Here is a 16,160-nt window from a genome sequence, read left to right as displayed (position 1 = left end):
GCCGACCCCGCCACGAGGCGTGCCACCAGGGGTTGATCCCCGTGTCGTACCCCAGTGTGACGCGACTCCCGTTAGCGCTTACCTGCCGGTAACGCCTAGGCTCCGACGCGTCCGTGCTGACCATTCGCAAGGGGGAACAGTGGCCCGTACCGTGCTGGTGACCGGGGGCAACCGGGGAATCGGCCTGGCCATCGCGCAGGCCTTCGCCAAGCAGGGCGACCGGGTGGCGGTCACCCACCGCAGCGGCGACGCGCCCGACGGGCTGTTCGGCGTCCGCGCCGACGTCACCGACGCCGCCTCGATCGACGCCGCGTTCGCCGCCGTCGAGGCCGAACTGGGTCCGGTCGAGGTGATCGTCGCCAACGCCGGCATGACCGCCGACACGCTCCTGCTGCGCATGACCGAGGAACAGTTCACCGACGTGGTGGACACCAACCTCACCGGCGCGTTCCGGGTCGCGAAGCGGGCCTCCGGCAAGATGCTCCGCGCCAAGTGGGGCCGCATGATCTTCATCTCCTCGGTGGTCGGCCTCGCCGGCGGCGCCGGGCAGGTCAACTACGCCGCCAGCAAGGCCGGCCTCGTCGGCATCGCCCGCTCGATCACCCGGGAGCTGGGCAGCCGCAACATCACCGCGAACGTGGTGGCGCCCGGCTTCATCTCCACCGACATGACCGCCGGCCTCTCCGATGACCGCAAGGCGGAGATCCTCAAGTCCATCCCGGCCGGCCGGATGGCCAGCCCGGACGAGGTCGCCGCCGTGGTCACCTGGCTGGCCTCCGACAGCGCCGGTTACGTCTCCGGCGCCGTCATCCCGGTCGACGGCGGCCTCGGCATGGGCCACTAACCCTTTTGACTACGGAGGAAATCAGCGATGTCCGGACTGCTCGCCGGTAAGCGACTGCTCGTCACCGGTGTCATCACCGACGCCTCGATCGCCTTCTCGGTGGCGAAGCTCGCTCAGGAAAACGGCGCGCAGGTCGTGCTCACCGGCTACGGCCGGCTCTCCCTGGTCGAGCGGATCGCCAAGCGGCTGCCCGAGCCGGCGCCGGTCATCGAGGTGGACGTCACCAACACCGAGCACCTGGCCGGCCTCGCCGACCGGGTACGCGAGCACGTCGACGGCCTCGACGGTGTCGTGCACTCGATCGGCTTCGCCCCGCAGAGCTGCCTGGGTGGCGGCTTCCTCGACGCGCCCTGGGAGGACGTGGCGACCGCCCTGCACGTCTCCACCTTCTCCTACAAGTCCCTCGCGATGGCGGCGCTGCCGCTGATGTCGCCCGGCGGCGCGGTGGTCGGCCTGACCTTCGACGCGACGAAGGCGTGGCCGGTCTACGACTGGATGGGCGTGGCCAAGGCCGGCCTGGAGTCCGCGTCCCGCTACCTGGCGCTGCACCTGGGCAAGCAGGGCATCCGCAGCAACCTGGTCGCCGCCGGGCCGCTGCGCACCATCGCCGCGAAGTCGATCCCCGGCTTCGACCAGTTCGAGGACGCCTGGGCCGAGCGGGCCCCGCTGGGCTGGAGCCTCACCGACCAGGAGCCCGCCGCGCGGGCCTGCCTGGCGCTGCTCTCCGACTGGTTCCCGGCCACCACCGGCGAGATCGTCCACGTCGACGGCGGCTACCACGCCATCGGTTCCTGACGGGCACCACGACGCTCCCTGGTCGCCGTTCGCGTGATCTACGCGTCCGGACCAGGGGGCGTCGCCGGGACGTCCCGGCCGAGGGGCAAGAATGACCCCATGTCGTACGACGCGGTGGTGCTGGTGTCCTTCGGTGGGCCCGAGCGGCCCGAGGACGTGATGCCGTTCCTGCAGAACGTGACCCGGGGCCGGGGAGTGCCGCCCGAGCGGCTGGCCGAGGTCGCCGAGCACTACCAGCACTTCGGTGGGGTGTCCCCGATCAACCAGCAGTGCCGGGACCTGTTGGCCGCGGTCCGCGCCGACTTCGCCGCGCACGGTCTCGACCTGCCCATCTACTGGGGCAACCGCAACTGGGACCCGATGCTCGCCGACACAGTGACCCAGATGCGCGACGACGGGGTCACCCGGGCGCTGGCCTTCGTCACCAGCGCGTACGGCGGCTACTCGTCCTGCCGCCAGTACCAGGAGGACATCGCCGCCGCGCGTGCCGCCGTCGGCCCCGACGCCCCGGTGATCGAGAAACTGCGCCAGTTCTGGGACCACCCCGGCTTCGTCGAGCCGCACGTCGACGCGGTCAAGGCGGCCCTGGGTCAGCTCGACCAGGCGTTGCGGGACACCACCCGGCTGGTCTTCACCGCCCACTCCATCCCCAGCTCCATGGCGGCCAACGCCGGCCCGCACGGCGGCCGGTACGAGGCGCAGCTGCACGAGACCGCCCGGCTCGTCGCCGCAGCCGCCGCACCCGACCTGGCGTACGACCTGGTCTGGCAGAGCCGCTCCGGCCCGCCGCAGGTGCCGTGGCTGGAACCGGACATCAACGACCACCTGGCCGCCCTCGCGCAGGGCGGCACCACCGCCGTGGTGGTCAGCCCGATCGGGTTCGTCTCCGATCACCTGGAGGTCGTGTGGGACCTGGACACCGAAGCGCTGGAGACGGCGAAGCAGCTCGGCCTGGACTTCGTCAGGGCCGGCACGCCGGGCACCGACCCGCGCTTCGTGACCATGGTCCGTGAGCTGGTCACCGAGCGGACCGACCCGGACGGCGCGCAGCTGCGCCGCCGCCTGGGCGAGCTGCCCATGTGGGACAGCTGCCCCACCGTCTGTTGCGTGCCGACCCGTCGCCCCTGACCTCTGAGGATCATCATGCATGACCGTAAGCCCGTGCAGAGTTGGCTGACCGACATGGACGGCGTGCTGGTGCACGAGGGCCAGCCAGTGCCCGGCGCGCCGGAGTTCATCAACCGGCTGCGCGCCTCCGGCAAGCCGTTCCTGGTGCTGACCAACAACTCGATCTACACCCCACGCGACCTGACGGCCCGGCTCAGCCGGATGGGGCTGGACGTCCCGGAGGAGTCGATCTGGTCCTCCGCCCTGGCCACCGGCCAGTTCCTCGCCGACCAGCGGCCGGGTGGCACCGCGTACGTCATCGGTGAGGCCGGGCTGACCACGGCACTGCACGCCGTCGGCTACGTGCTGACCGACTTCGCCCCCGACTACGTGGTGCTCGGCGAGACCCGCACCTACAGCTTCGAGGCGATCACGAAGGCCGTCCGCCTGATCAACGACGGTGCCCGGTTCATCTGCACCAACCCCGACGTGACAGGCCCGTCCGTGGAAGGCGCGCTACCCGCCGCCGGCTCGGTTGCCGCCATGATCTCCAAGGCGACCGGGGTCGAGCCGTACTTCGTCGGCAAGCCCAACCCGATGATGATGCGCTCGGCGCTCAACACCATCAACGCGCACTCGGAGAGCACCGCGATGATCGGTGACCGGATGGACACCGACATCCTGTGCGGCCTGGAGGCCGGGCTGGAGACGATCCTGGTGCTCACCGGGATCAGCAGCCGCACCGAGGCGGAGCGTTACCCGTACCGCCCGTCCCGGATCATCAACTCGGTCGCGGACCTGCTCGACGAGGTCTGACCAGCCCCGGTCTCGCCGTGTGGTGCCGGCGCTGGTCAGGGGCGCAGGGGGGCGTTGCAGGCGGCCACCAGTGCCTGCCGGCAGGCAGCGGTGAGGGGGCGAAGTGCCGCGTCCCGTTGCTGTGCCTCGTAGTTGTTGATCGCCCCGCCGGGCGCGGAGTGCCCGGCCAGCGCGAGCACCCGGTCGAGCACCGCGGCCCGGGCGAAGAGCCGGCGGGCCCGCGGGTCGAAGCCCGGTGGGAGATCGGTGGCGCCGTCCGGGCGGCGCAACGCGGCCAGCGCACCGGCCAGCTCGGGCCGCCACTGGGCCACGTCGAGGCGGGTCAGCGCGGCGGTCGTCTCGGCCAGCGCGGCGGCCAGCTCCGCCTCCGCCTCGGCGGCGCCAGGCAACGACAGTGACGCGGCGGCCGCGTTGGCCGGCAGCGGGTAGACCCGCCACAGCACCGTCTCGAAACAGTCCCCGGAGCCGGAGGTGTGCGAGCGTACCTCCGGGATCAACCCGAGCCCGCCGGCGACGACCGCTTCGCCGGTGACCAACGCCGCGCCGGCGAAGTCGCCGGGGCCGGGCAGCCCCCGTGGGTCGCCCGGCGCGGGCAGCACCAGGCGGATCTCGTCGGGGGAGAGCTTGGCCAGGGTGGGCAGTGCGGCGCCCAGCGGGACGTCGGTCCAGGTGCCCGGGGCGTCCGCAACGAGGTGTTCCTCGTCGCCGGCGATGGCGTCGGCGACCTCGTCGTAGGGCACCAACCCGGCGCGCCACGCGCGCACCCAGGCAACGAACCGGCTGGACCGGCGCGGCGCGAGTGTGGCCGCGCCCGTTGCGGGGGTGGACATGCCGAAAGGGTACGTGGTCACGACCGGCCCTGTCTCGGCTGCCGCTCCGGTCGCCCGGCCTGCCCCCAACTGCCCTGTTCGCCCCAATCCCCGGCCCGTGGAGCGGCTGTGTGGTCGGCGGTCAGAGGGCGGGGCGGTGTGTCGGAGCCGAGCTGGGCGCGGGCCGGGTTTAGCGTGATCGACATGGCGGGGCGATACGGCGAGGACGTGTTGGCGGGCGACTGGCGACGGCGCAAGGTCACCCCCGAGGTGGACGCCGAACCGGATCTCGTGGTCGAGGATGCCGACTCCGGGTTCTGCGGAGCGGTGGTGGGCTTCGAGGCTGGCGCGGTGGTGTTGGAGGACCGGCACGGTAAACGGCGCAACTTCCCGCTGCTGCCGGCGGCGTTCCTGCTCGACGGCAGCCCGGTGACGCTGCGCCGCCCGACCCGGGCGGCGGTGCCGACGGCCCGTCGGCGGACCGCGTCCGGTTCGGTCGCCGTGGACAACGTGCGGGCCCAGGTGGCGAAGGCCAGCCGGATCTGGGTGGAGGGCATCCACGACGCCGCGTTGGTCGAGCGGATCTGGGGCGACGACCTACGGATCGAGGGCGTGGTGGTCGAGCCGTTGGATGGCATCGACGCCCTCGACGCCGAGGTACGCGACTTCGGCCCCGGCCCGACCCGACGACTCGGCGTGCTCGTCGACCACCTGGTGCCGGGCAGCAAGGAGAGCCGGATCGTCGCCCGGGTGAACTCGCCGCACGTGTTGGTGACCGGGCACCCCTACGTGGACGTGTGGCAGGCGGTCAAGCCGGCGGCGCTGGGCATCGCTGCCTGGCCGGTGGTGCCGCCGGGGCGGCCGTGGAAGGAGGGGGTCTGCGCGGCCCTCGGGGTGGCCGAGCCGGCCGACATGTGGCGGCACATCCTGTCCCGGGTGAACAGCTTCGCCGACGTGGAGACACCCCTGATCAACGCCATGGAACGCCTCATCGACTTCGTCACCGAGCCAGCCTGACCGCCTGGCCCGCCAGACCCACCAGGCGGCGGGTCAGGGAACCTCGTCCGGGCTCCGGGTGAAGACGAACGTGGCGATGTCGACCGCCACCGCCCGTCCGCTGTCGTCGCGCAGCACCGACAGGATCTCGCCGTTCTCCGGGCCGGAACGTCCCCGCCAGCGGTCCGTCCCCTCGGCGGTGAACCGGCTGACCCGCTCACCGCGTACGTGGGCCACCAGGTCGCCCGCGTCCCAGCGCAGGTCCAGCGGAGTGCCCATCCACCACCAGCGACCGGTCAGCTCGGTCAACCCGGCGTCAGGTGCGGCGGCGGCCGGCCGCCACGGCTGCGGAAGCGCCGGCTCGGCGTCCAGCACCGTGGTCAGCAGCCGGCGGCCGAGCCCGGTGATCGGGAAGCCGTACGAGTTGGCGAAGCCGACCACTGCGGTACGGGTGGGCCGGTGCACCACGAGAGCGGCCACGTACCCGGGCATCGAGCCGCCGTGCCCGACGTACACGCGCTCGCCGTCCCGGTAGAGCTCCAGCCCGAGGCCGTGCCCGCCGGTCCAGGAGTCGTCGCTGATCACCACGGGGGAGCACATCTCGGTCAGCGTCTCGGCGGCCAGCACCGACGGGTCGGGGTCGGCCAGGAACGCGGCCCAACGACCCAGGTCCTCGATTGTCGACCAGAGCTGCCCGGCGGGGGCCATTGCGCCGGTCTCGGTACGGGGTTCCTCGCGCAACGTGCCGTGCCAGGGGTGGACGACGTAGCCGCGGGCGTACGGGTCGGTGGCCGCGTAGGTGGTGCGGCGCAGGCCCAGCGGGGTGAGGATCCGTTCGTCGAGCAGGTCGGCCCACCGTGTGCCGGTGAGCCGTTCGAGCAACCCGCCCAGCAGCCCGTACGCCAGGTTGGAGTAGTGGTACGTGCGGTGCGGTGGGTAAGCGATCTTGTCGGCGTCGACCCCGGCGAGCAGGGTGGTCAGATCGACGCCCGCTGCCCGCTCCCACCAGTCGCCCTCGGGTTCGCGTTGGATGCCGCTGGCGTGGCCGAGCAGTTGGCGCACTGTGAGCGCGCCCACGCCGGTGCCCGGCAGGTGCTGCTCCAGCGGGTCGTCGAGGGCCAGTCGGCCGGCGTCGCGCAACTGCATGATCAGGGTGGCGGTCATCGTCTTGCTGATCGAGCCCACCCGGTACTGCAGGTCGGCATCCGGGCGGGGGTTTTCGCCGGCGACGGCCACATGCGCCAGCGTGCCGTCGCGGACCACGCCCAGCACCAGCGACGGGGTGCGCCCGTCGGCCTGGGCCTGGGCGACCCGGATGTCGATCTGTCGGGCGGTCTCGGGGAGCACTGTCAACGGGATCTCCTCGGGTCGGGCCGCCGTTTCGTGGTGTTTTGGCGGGCCGGAAGGGGCCTCGCCGAGCCTACTGATCTTCGCGGGGAGGTCGCGCGTGCATTTGCGTGTCACGATCGGGGGGTGGACGCCGTGGTGTGGATCGTTTTGGGTGTGCTGCTGGCCGTCGCTGAGATTTTCACGACGACGCTATTTCTGATCATGTTCGGGGCCGGTGCGTTCGCCGCCGCCGGTGCGGCCGCCCTGGGCGCGCCGGTCGCCGTGCAGGCGCTGGTCTTCGCCGTGGTGTCGGCGTTGAGCCTGGTGGTGGTCCGGCCGGTCATCCGGCGGCACAGCCGTTCCGCGCTGGAGAGCGGTGAGCAGCCGTTCGGCGTGGAGGCGATCGAGGGCTCCACGGCGCTGGTGCTGGAACGGGTGGACGCCGAGAATGGCCTCGTCAAGATCGACGGGGAGTTGTGGAGCGCCCGGTCGTACGACACGACACAGGTTTATGACCCCGGTCAACGGGTTCGGGTGATAAAGGTCCGGGGCGCTACCGCCCTGGTGTGGCAGGACGATGTTTCTTCCGCCGGCGAGCTGCCGGAATCGAGAGGGTGAACGGGATGACCTTAATCGGGGTGGTGGTGATCGCGGTGGCGTTGATCGCCGTGATAACGCTGGCCAAGGCGGTGCGGATCGTGCCGCAGCAACGCCAGGACGTGGTGGAACGGCTCGGCAAGTACAAGCGCACCCTCAGCCCCGGCCTCAACCTGCTGGTGCCGTTCATCGACGCGGTTCGTACCAAGGTCGACATGCGGGAGCAGGTTGTCAGCTTCCCGCCGCAGCCGGTGATCACCTCGGACAACCTGGTGGTCTCGATCGACACGGTTCTCTACTTCAAGGTGGTCGACTCGGTCCGGGCGACCTACGAGATCTCCAGCTTCCTCCAGGCCATCGAGCAGCTGACCGTCACCACGTTGCGTAACGTGATCGGTTCGCTCGATCTGGAGCGGGCGCTGACCAGCCGCGACGAGATCAACAGGCACCTCTCGGGCGTGCTCGACGAGACCACCGGCCGCTGGGGCATCAAGGTGACCCGGGTCGAGATCAAGGCGATCGAGCCGCCGGCAAGCATCCGCGACTCGATGGAGAAGCAGATGCGTGCTGAGCGGGACCGCCGCGCGGCGATCCTGACCGCCGAGGGTCACAAGCAGTCGGTGATCCTGACCGCCGAGGGTGACAAGCAGTCGGCGGTGCTGCGGGCCGACGGTGACCGGCAGGCCCGCATCCTGCAGGCCGAGGGTCAGGCGAAGGCGATCCGGACGGTCTTCGACGCGATCCACCAGGCCAACCCGAGCCAGAAGGTGCTCGCCTACCAGTACCTGCAGGCTCTGCCGCAGATCGCCCAGGGCAGCGCCAACAAGGTCTGGATCGTCCCGGCCGAGCTGACCAAGGCCCTGGAGGGGATGGGTGGCGCGCTCGGTGGGCTGAGCCAGATGGTGGGGGACCTGCCCGCACCGGAGGCCGCGGACCAGGCGAGCCAGGTCGAGCGCGAGGCCGCGGAGGCGGCGCAGGCCGCGGCGGACGCCGCCCAGCAGATCCACGACGAGGTACGCGTCGCCGAGGCGCAGGCCACCGGCGGCAAGGGGCCGAAGGGGCTGCCCGCGCCGGAGCCGGTGTCGCCGGCCAGCCTCGTCGAGGACCCGGCCGACCAGCGCGAACGCGGCTGATCCCGTACGCCGGCCGCTCGGTCGGCTAAATACGAGAAAGACTCATGGGGCGCTCCGACGCCTGCCACGATCGGTCCTAGGACGGGTGGTGACCAGGCAATCGGGGCGCCCCGGCGCGTCCCGCACCGTTCGTCGGCGAGCGAGGTGACGCATGAAGGATCCGGCGAATCGGATGTGGTCCTCGGCCCCGGTGCCCGGCGCGCACGACCCGGTCGCCCCGCTGGGCTCCCGGCGCAGCGGTGGCGGGTTCGGCGTACTGCCCTTCGTCGGCGAGCCGACCCCGGGCGCCCCCGCCACGAACGCCAGTTGGGCCTGGTCGGTGCGCCGGTTCGCGCGGGCGGCTGTCTGGCTGCTGCCCGCGTACGCCATCCTCTACGGCGCGGTGGCGATGGCCAGCGACGGAGGGGTGGGCAACGACCCCTATCCGGCCGACGGCCGGGCGGTGTACCTGATCGGCTGGGTGGCCGCGGTCTGGCTCGGACTGCTCGCGCTGCTGGCCCTCACCGGGCTGCTGGCCGCGACCCGCAGCCGCCGGGTCGCCGCCGCCGGGCTGCTGGTCAGCATCGCCGGCACAGTGCTCATGCTGCCGTTCGCCGGGCTCGAAGAGCAGACGCCGGTCTTCGGCGCCACCGCGCGGTCGCTGGTCCTGCTCGGCGCGACGTTCTACAGCGCGGGATGGTTCCTCACCGGGTGGGCGGTGGCCCGCTCCGGCACCTTCAGTCTCGGCGACGGCGTCATGCTGATCATCGCCGCGCCGTTGCTCGGCCTCGGCGGTGCCCTGATCGGCTCGCTGCAGACGTTCGGCGCGATCTTCGTACTGATCGCCGGCATCGGCATCGGCTACCGCTCCGGCCGCCTGATGCCCCGCGAAACCGCCAGAGACGCCGCCACCGCCAGCCTGAGCACCCCCAACCCCTAACCCACCCGCCCACCCTCACCCCCACCCCCCGGCCCCCGGCCCCCGGGCCCCCGGCCTCCGGCCCCCGGCCAACGCCGGTGATCATGAGGTTGACGGGTGATTCGGTGATCGAACCTCCCGTTAACCCCATGATCACCGGGGTGGGGGGCTGGGGTGGGGCTGGGCGGGGGGTGGGGGTGGGAGTTGGCTGGTGGGTGGGGGTGAAGTTGCTGACAATTGGCGGGTGGGGGTGGTCGGTTGGCGGTTTTTGTGGCAATCCTGGGTTGCATGGCCGCCCCCCGCTCGCCGCTGTCGCGGCTGTTCACAGTGCTGCTCGCCGGCGTGTTGGCCGGGCTTGTCCTGGCAGTCGCCGCGCTGCCGGGCAACCTGCTGCTCGGGCTCACCGCCCGCTCCGCGCTCGGGTCGTACGCCGCGTTGCCGGCCTCGTTGAAGACCCCGGCCACCCCGCAGCGTTCGTACCTCTACGCCAACGACGGCAAGACGCTGATCACCACGTTCTACGACGTGAACCGCACCGATGTCCCCCTGTCGGAGATCGCCCCGGTGATGCGGCAGGCGATCGTGGCGGCCGAGGACCGGCGTTTCTACGACCACGGCGGCGCGGACCTGCGCGGCCTGGCCCGGGCGCTGGTGGCCAACGTCAAGGGCGGCGGCACCGAGCAGGGCGGCTCGACGCTGACCATGCAGTACGTCCGTAACGTGCTCAAGACCGACCCCACCCGCACGGCCGAGGAGCGCGCCGCCGCGACCGACCCCACCGTCGGGCGCAAGATCCAGGAAATCCGGTACGCGAGCGCGTTGGACAAGAGCCTGGGCAAGGACGAGATCCTCGACAGGTACCTGAACATCGCCTACTTCGGCTCCGGCGCGTACGGGATCGCGGCGGCCAGCCAGCGGTACTTCGGCAAGCCTCCGTCGCAGTTGACCCTCGGCGAGTCGGCAGTGCTGGCCGGTCTGGTGCAGTCCCCGGACGCGTACAGCCCGATCAGCGGCGACAAGGACGCGGCGCTGGCCCGCCGGTCGTACGTGCTGGACTCGATGGTCGCCACCAACGCGATCACCGCCGCGCAGGCCGCCCAGGCCAAGGCCGAGCCGCTGGCCCTGCACCCCACCGCCCAGCCCAACGGCTGCACCGCCGTGTCCCAGGGCCACGACGACTGGGGCTACTTCTGCGACTACCTGCGCCAGTGGTGGCTGGCCCAGCCGGCCTTCGGGGCCACCGTCGCGGAGCGCGAGCAGGCGCTGCGTTCGGGCGGCTACACGGTTGTCACCTCGCTGGACCCGAAGGTCCAGGCCACCGCGCAGCAGCAGGCCACCAAGGTCTACGGGTACGACAACAAGCGCGCCCTGCCGATCGCGGCGGTCCAGCCGGGCACCGGGCGGGTTTTGGCGATGGCGGTCAACCGGCACTACAGCCTCGCCGACAACCCGGCCGGGCAGGCGAACTACCCGAACACCGTCAACCCGTTGATCTCCGGCGGGGCCAGCGTCGACGGGTACCAGGCGGGTTCGACGTTCAAGCTGTTCACCATGCTCGCCGCGCTGGAGTCGGGCCGTACCCTTTCCACCGGTTTCGACGCGCCCGCCAAGCTGCCCACCCGGTACCCCGCCGAGGGACCGGGCAGCTGCGACGGCCACTGGTGCCCGGCGAACGCCAACCCGGACTGGATGGACGGGTACCGGATGATGTGGGACGGCTTCGGCCGCTCGGTGAACACCTACTTCGTCTGGCTGGCCGAGCAGGTCGGCCAGGACAAGGTGGTCCAGATGGCGCAGCGGCTCGGCATTACGTTCCGCGCCGACTCGGACGCCGCCTTCGCGAAGAACAACGCAGCGAACTGGGGTTCGTTCACCCTCGGTGTGGCGGCCACGACCCCGCTGGACCTGGCCAACGCGTACGCCACGGTGGCCGCCGAGGGCACCTACTGCACGCCGGTGCCGGTGGTCTCGGTGACCGGCGCGGACGGCACGAAGGTGCCGGTCGGGCAGCCCTCCTGCAAGCGGGTGCTCGACGCCGACGTCGCCCGTGCCGCGACCGACGCGGCGCGCTGCCCGGTGGGTCAGCAGTCGGCGTTCGGGCAGTGCAACGGTGGCACCGCCACCGGTGTGAACGACATCCTCGATGGCCGACCGGTGGCTGGTAAGACGGGTAGCTCGGAGGAGAACTCCACCGAGACGTTCGTCGGCTTCACCCCGCAGGTCGCGGTGGCCGGTATCGCCGCCAACCCGGACGACCCGGCCGACTCGGTGGGGTCGGCGGTGCAGACGAAGGTGATCGACGCGGTGGCCCGGGTCATCGCCACCGCCGTGAAGGGCCAGCCGGAGAAGGCGTTCGTGGCACCGAGCCGTGAGTTGGCCGGCGACGCGCGCCGCCCGGTGGAACGCCCAGCGGTCCCGGAGCGCCGGCAGGACCCCACCACCGAGGACCCCCGCTCGGCCCTCCAACGCTGGCTGGACCGCCGAGGCTGACGGTCTCAGCGGTCGCGGCGGCGGGGGCGGTAGCTGGCCACTGTGGCGGGCAGGCCGCGGCGGATGATCCCGGCCCAGTCGGTGTCGCCGCGGAGCACCGCCGCGGCGGTCTTGCGGGCCTGCTCGACGGTGAAGTGCGGTGGCAGCATCAGCTCGGCCGGGTCGACCAGGGCGTTGATCACCACCGGCCGGTCGGCGGTGAGCGCCCGGTCCCAGACGTCGCGCACCTGCTCCGGTGAGTCGATCAACTCGCCGTGCAGCCCGAGCACCTCCGCCCACTGGTGGTAGGCGATATCCGGCAACTGTTGGCTGTCGGGGAACATCGGCGTCCCCTCGGTCGAGCGCTGTTCCCAGCTGACGAACGCCAGATCCCGGTTGTTGAGCACCAGCACCACGAAGCGCGGGTCCGCCCAGCTGCGCCAGTACTTCGCCACCGTGATCAGCTCGTTGACGCCGTTCATCTGCATGGCGCCGTCGCCGATCAGTGCGACCAGCGGCCGGTCCGGGTGGGCGAACTTGGCGCTCAACGCGTACGGCATGGCGCCGCCCATGGACAGCAGCGTGCCGGAGAGGCTGGCCAGCATGCTCGGGCGTACCTGGATGTGTCGGGCGTACCAGGCGGTGGTGGTGCCGCAGTCGACAGCGAGCAGCACGTCGTCCGGCAGCCGCTCGTTCAGGGTGTGGAAGAGCAACTGCGGGTTGACCGGGTCGGCGGCCTGCTCGGCCAGGTCGTGTTGCACCCGGCGCCACGCCGAGGTGGCCTCGGTGATCTCCGTCCGCCAGGCGGTCGGCCCGGGGCCGGGGCCCAGTTCGTCCAGCAACGCCCGCAGCGTGGGGCGGGCGTCGCCGGTCAGGTTCACCTCGGTGGGGTACCGCAGCCCGAGCTGGGTGCCGTCCAGGTCGATCTGCACCGCGCGGGCCTGCCCGGGCGGTGGGTAGAACTCCGAGTACGGCATGTTGCTGCCCACGATCAGCAGTCGGTCGCAGCCGCTCATCAGCTGCCAGCTCGGTCGGGTGCCGAGCAGCCCGATCGCGCCGGTCACCCACGGTTCGCGGTGGTCGACGGCGGTGAAGCCGAGCAGTGCGGTGGCCACGCCGGCCCCGAGCCGGTCGGCGATCTCGCGGACCTCGTCGCGCGCGCCGAGGGCACCCTGGCCGACAAGCATGGCCACCCGCTGCCCGCCGCGCAGGACCTCGGCTGCCCGGCGTACGTCCGCCTCCGGTGGCACCGTCGGCGTACTGCTCGGCGCGTTGCTGGTCTGGTAGTAGCCGTGCGCGTGCGGGGGGTTCGGGACGGCCGGCTCGTCCTGGAGGTCCAGGGGCAGGATCAGGGCGGTGACGGTACGCCGGGCCAGCGCTGTCCGGCACGCCCTGTCGACCAGGTGGCGTACCTGTGTCGGGTGGTCGAGCTGGGCCAGGAACGCCGCGGCCACGTCCTTGTAGAGGGCGAGCAGGTCGACCTCCTGGTAGTAGCCGCCGCCCTCGGCGGTGGTCGCGGTGTGCCCGACCAGGGCGATCACCGGTTGGTGGTCGAGCTTCGCGTCGTACAGGCCGTTGAGCAGGTGGATCGCCCCCGGCCCACTGGTGACCAGCGCGCAGCCCAGTGGGCCGCCGCCGTACTTGACGTGGGCGGAGGCGGCGAAGCCGGCGGTCTCCTCGTGGCGGACCTGGATGAACTGGGCCCGCCCGTTGGTGCGTTGCAGCGCGGAGGTGAGGCCGTTGATGCCGTCGCCGGGATAGCCGAAGTAGCGGTGTACGCCCCAGCTGAACAGGCGCGAGACGATGTGGTCCGCGACGGTCGGACGCCGGGGCAGGGGGCCCGCTTCGCCCGCCGTGGTGTCGTCTGCGCTCACCTGGCTGGTCCTTCCCGTCACGTCCGATGCCCGCCGGTCATTCCCGTTCTTCTTCGGACAAAACACCCCGTCGGGCGGGCGTCGAAGCGCGCTGCTCCGCGTCCGGCAGAATCGTCGGGTGCCCGTCCACGAGATCACCGACCCTGACGACGACCGGATCGCCGACTACCGGGCGCTCACCGACGTCGAGCTGCGCACCCGCTGGGAGCCGCCGCACGGCCTGTTCATCGCCGAGGGGGAGCTGGTGCTGCGCCGGGCGCTGCGCGCGGGCTACCCGGCCCGGTCGTACCTGGTCGACGCCAAGCGCGTCGACCAGCTCGCCGACCTGGACACCGGCTACGCGCCGGTCTACGCCGCGACACAGGACGTGCTGCAACGGGCCACCGGCTTCCACGTACACCGGGGGGTGCTGGCGTCGTTCCACCGCCGGCCGCTGCCGACGGCGGACGAGGTGCTCGCCGCCGCGCGCCGGGTCGTGCTCCTGGAGGACGTGAACAACCACACCAACCTCGGCGCGGTCTTCCGGGGTGCCGCCGCACTCGGCATCGACGCGGTGCTGCTGTCGCCGTCCTGCGCCGACCCGCTGTACCGGCGCAGTGTCCGGGTCAGCATGGGTGAGGTCTTCGCCATGCCGTACGCGAAGCTCGACCGGTGGCCCGAGGGCCTGGACCAGGTGCGGGAGGCCGGCTTCACGGTGCTCGCCATGACGCCCGCGCCGGACGCCGTACCGATCCAGCGGTTGACCCCGGCGCAGCGCGAGCGGGCGGCGCTGCTGCTGGGTGCCGAGGGGCCCGGCCTCACCGCGGCGGCCCAGGCCGCCAGCGACGTGCGGGTGGTCCTTCCGATGCGCCGTGGCGTCGACTCGTTGAACGTGGCCGCCGCGGCGGCGGTGGCGTTCTGGGAGCTGGGTCGCGACGATCCGCCGTTCGGCGGCGAGTAGACCGCATCGGCTTGCATGGCCATGCGTTCTATTGCATAATTTTCCCCGTGTCCAAGGTTCTCACTTCCCTGCCCACCGGCGAACGTGTCGGCATCGCCTTCTCCGGCGGCCTCGACACCTCGGTCGCGGTCGCGTGGATGCGCGACAAGGGCGCGATTCCCTGCGCCTACACCGCCGACATCGGCCAGTACGACGAGCCCGACATCGCCTCGGTGCCCGGTCGCGCGCTCAGCTACGGCGCCGAGGTCGCCCGCCTGGTCGACTGCCGCGCTGCCCTGGTCGAAGAGGGCCTGGCCGCGCTGACCTGCGGCGCCTTCCACATCCGCACCGGCGGGCGGGCGTACTTCAACACCACCCCGCTGGGCCGCGCCGTGACCGGCACCCTGCTGGTGCGGGCGATGGTCGCCGACGACGTCCAGATCTGGGGCGACGGTTCGACCTTCAAGGGCAACGACATCGAGCGGTTCTACCGGTACGGCCTGCTGGCCAACCCGATGCTGCGCATCTACAAGCCGTGGCTCGACACCGCCTTCGTCACCGAGCTGGGTGGGCGTAAGGAGATGTCCGAGTGGCTGCTCGAACGCGGCCTGCCCTACCGGGACAGCACCGAGAAGGCATACTCGACCGACGCCAACATCTGGGGTGCCACGCACGAGGCGAAGACGCTGGAGCACCTCGACACCGGCATCGAGACTGTCAACCCGATCATGGGCGTCCGGTTCTGGGACCCGTCGGTGGAGATCCCCACCGAGGACGTCACCGTCGGCTTCGACCAGGGCCGCCCGGTCACCATCAACGGCAAGGAGTTCGGCAACGCCGTCGACCTGGTGCTGGAGGCCAACGCCATCGGCGGCCGGCACGGCCTGGGCATGTCGGACCAGATCGAGAACCGGATCATCGAGGCCAAGAGCCGCGGCATCTACGAGGCGCCCGGGATGGCGCTGCTGCACGCCGCGTACGAGCGGCTGGTCAACGCCATCCACAACGAGGACACCCTGGCGAACTACCACAGCGAGGGTCGCCGCCTCGGTCGGCTGATGTACGAGGGCCGCTGGCTGGACCCGCAGGCGCTGATGCTGCGCGAGTCGTTGCAGCGGTGGGTCGGCACGGCGGTCACCGGCGAGGTGACGTTGCGGCTGCGCCGGGGCGAGGACTACTCGATCCTGGACACCACCGGCCCGTCGTTCAGCTACCACCCGGACAAGCTGTCGATGGAGCGTACCGAGGACTCGGCGTTCGGCCCGTCGGACCGGATCGGCCAGCTCACCATGCGCAACCTGGACATCGCCGACTCGCGGTCGAAGCTGGAGCAGTACGCCTCCCTCGGCCTGGTCGGCGGCGGGAACCCGCAGCGGATGATCGGCGCCGCGCAGGCCGCCTCGACCGGGTTGATCGGCGCGATGCCGCAGGGCGGCGCGGAAGCCATCGCCTCCCGGGGCGTCGCCTCCCCGGAGGACGAGGCACTCGACCGCGCCGCGATGGAGTTCGGCGTCGACTGAGCCCGGCCGACCCACGGCCGCCGGTGGCAGGTACCGGCCGGCTGGCTCGGCCAG

Annotated in this window: 14 protein-coding genes; 11 read left to right on the top strand and 3 right to left on the bottom strand. The window is 71.7% G+C overall.

Annotated features, from left to right (window positions below; all coding sequences use genetic code 11):
- Positions 1 to 139 precede the first annotated feature (139 nt).
- The 4 genes from fabG (at position 140) to IW249_RS32880 (ending at position 3,562) form a co-directional block, all read left to right on the top strand.
- The gene (fabG, locus tag IW249_RS32895) at positions 140 to 844 is read left to right on the top strand and encodes a 3-oxoacyl-ACP reductase FabG (RefSeq protein ID WP_196924344.1); all 705 of its coding nucleotides are present in this window, start codon (positions 140 to 142) and stop codon (positions 842 to 844) included.
- A 27-nt stretch (positions 845 to 871) separates the two neighbouring features.
- Positions 872 to 1,639: an enoyl-ACP reductase FabI gene (gene fabI / locus IW249_RS32890; protein WP_091403861.1), complete on the top strand. Its 768-nt coding sequence runs from the start codon at positions 872 to 874 to the stop codon at positions 1,637 to 1,639.
- Between the two features lie 99 nt (positions 1,640 to 1,738).
- Positions 1,739 to 2,767: a ferrochelatase gene (locus tag IW249_RS32885; RefSeq protein ID WP_196924343.1), complete on the top strand. Its 1,029-nt coding sequence runs from the start codon at positions 1,739 to 1,741 to the stop codon at positions 2,765 to 2,767.
- 15 nt (positions 2,768 to 2,782) lie between these two features.
- Positions 2,783 to 3,562, top strand: coding sequence for an HAD-IIA family hydrolase (locus tag IW249_RS32880; RefSeq protein ID WP_030337797.1), 780 nt, complete (start codon positions 2,783 to 2,785; stop codon positions 3,560 to 3,562).
- Positions 3,563 to 3,597: 35 nt separating this feature from the next.
- On the opposite strand, the gene IW249_RS32875 is transcribed toward IW249_RS32880, so the two are convergent.
- Complete coding sequence (locus IW249_RS32875) at positions 3,598 to 4,392, bottom strand: Rv1486c family protein (RefSeq protein ID WP_196924342.1); 795 nt, start codon at positions 4,390 to 4,392, stop codon at positions 3,598 to 3,600.
- Positions 4,393 to 4,575: 183 nt separating this feature from the next.
- On the opposite strand from IW249_RS32875, the gene IW249_RS32870 reads away from it, so the two are divergent.
- Positions 4,576 to 5,388: a DUF3097 domain-containing protein gene (locus IW249_RS32870; protein WP_196924341.1), complete on the top strand. Its 813-nt coding sequence runs from the start codon at positions 4,576 to 4,578 to the stop codon at positions 5,386 to 5,388.
- Between the two features lie 33 nt (positions 5,389 to 5,421).
- Here the strand turns inward: IW249_RS32870 and IW249_RS32865 are convergent, their stop codons facing one another.
- Positions 5,422 to 6,720, bottom strand: a complete 1,299-nt coding sequence (locus IW249_RS32865; RefSeq protein ID WP_196924340.1) for a serine hydrolase domain-containing protein — start codon at positions 6,718 to 6,720, stop codon at positions 5,422 to 5,424.
- Positions 6,721 to 6,840: 120 nt separating this feature from the next.
- On the opposite strand from IW249_RS32865, the gene IW249_RS32860 reads away from it, so the two are divergent.
- The 4 genes from IW249_RS32860 (at position 6,841) to IW249_RS32845 (ending at position 11,814) form a co-directional block, all read left to right on the top strand.
- A complete protein-coding gene (locus IW249_RS32860; RefSeq protein ID WP_196924339.1) occupies positions 6,841 to 7,314 on the top strand; it encodes an NfeD family protein in 474 nt (157 codons plus the stop codon).
- 5 nt (positions 7,315 to 7,319) lie between these two features.
- A complete protein-coding gene (locus tag IW249_RS32855; RefSeq protein WP_196924338.1) occupies positions 7,320 to 8,426 on the top strand; it encodes an SPFH domain-containing protein in 1,107 nt (368 codons plus the stop codon).
- A gap of 151 nt (positions 8,427 to 8,577) precedes the next feature.
- Entirely contained in the window at positions 8,578 to 9,345 is a 768-nt protein-coding gene (locus IW249_RS32850) for a hypothetical protein (RefSeq protein WP_196924337.1), read from the top strand.
- A gap of 267 nt (positions 9,346 to 9,612) precedes the next feature.
- A complete protein-coding gene (locus tag IW249_RS32845; protein WP_231392755.1) occupies positions 9,613 to 11,814 on the top strand; it encodes a transglycosylase domain-containing protein in 2,202 nt (733 codons plus the stop codon).
- Between the two features lie 5 nt (positions 11,815 to 11,819).
- Here IW249_RS32845 and IW249_RS32840 read toward each other — a convergent pair whose 3' ends face one another.
- On the bottom strand, positions 11,820 to 13,667 hold the full coding sequence (locus IW249_RS32840) for a thiamine pyrophosphate-requiring protein (protein WP_196924336.1): 1,848 nt from the start codon (positions 13,665 to 13,667) through the stop codon (positions 11,820 to 11,822).
- Positions 13,668 to 13,758: 91 nt separating this feature from the next.
- Here IW249_RS32840 and IW249_RS32835 point away from each other — a divergent pair, with 91 nt between their 5' ends.
- Both IW249_RS32835 and argG read left to right on the top strand, forming a co-directional pair.
- Positions 13,759 to 14,607, top strand: a complete 849-nt coding sequence (locus IW249_RS32835) for a TrmH family RNA methyltransferase (RefSeq protein ID WP_231394591.1) — start codon at positions 13,759 to 13,761, stop codon at positions 14,605 to 14,607.
- A gap of 47 nt (positions 14,608 to 14,654) precedes the next feature.
- On the top strand, positions 14,655 to 16,106 hold the full coding sequence (argG, locus tag IW249_RS32830) for an argininosuccinate synthase (RefSeq protein ID WP_196924334.1): 1,452 nt from the start codon (positions 14,655 to 14,657) through the stop codon (positions 16,104 to 16,106).
- Positions 16,107 to 16,160: the final 54 nt, after the last annotated feature.

Source organism: Micromonospora vinacea, from assembly GCF_015751785.1.
GTDB lineage: Bacteria > Actinomycetota > Actinomycetes > Mycobacteriales > Micromonosporaceae > Micromonospora > Micromonospora vinacea.
This window is presented reverse-complemented; position numbering and strand designations above follow the sequence as displayed.

Coding starts and splice junctions, on each gene's coding strand:
- IW249_RS32885 (WP_196924343.1), top strand. CDS start 1,739: ATGTCGTACGACGCGGTGGTGCTGGTGTCCTTCGGTGGGCCCGAGCGG.
- fabI (WP_091403861.1), top strand. CDS start 872: ATGTCCGGACTGCTCGCCGGTAAGCGACTGCTCGTCACCGGTGTCATC.
- IW249_RS32845 (WP_231392755.1), top strand. CDS start 9,613: ATGGCCGCCCCCCGCTCGCCGCTGTCGCGGCTGTTCACAGTGCTGCTC.
- IW249_RS32855 (WP_196924338.1), top strand. CDS start 7,320: ATGACCTTAATCGGGGTGGTGGTGATCGCGGTGGCGTTGATCGCCGTG.
- IW249_RS32875 (WP_196924342.1), bottom strand. CDS start 4,392: ATGTCCACCCCCGCAACGGGCGCGGCCACACTCGCGCCGCGCCGGTCC.
- IW249_RS32870 (WP_196924341.1), top strand. CDS start 4,576: ATGGCGGGGCGATACGGCGAGGACGTGTTGGCGGGCGACTGGCGACGG.
- IW249_RS32850 (WP_196924337.1), top strand. CDS start 8,578: ATGAAGGATCCGGCGAATCGGATGTGGTCCTCGGCCCCGGTGCCCGGC.
- IW249_RS32880 (WP_030337797.1), top strand. CDS start 2,783: ATGCATGACCGTAAGCCCGTGCAGAGTTGGCTGACCGACATGGACGGC.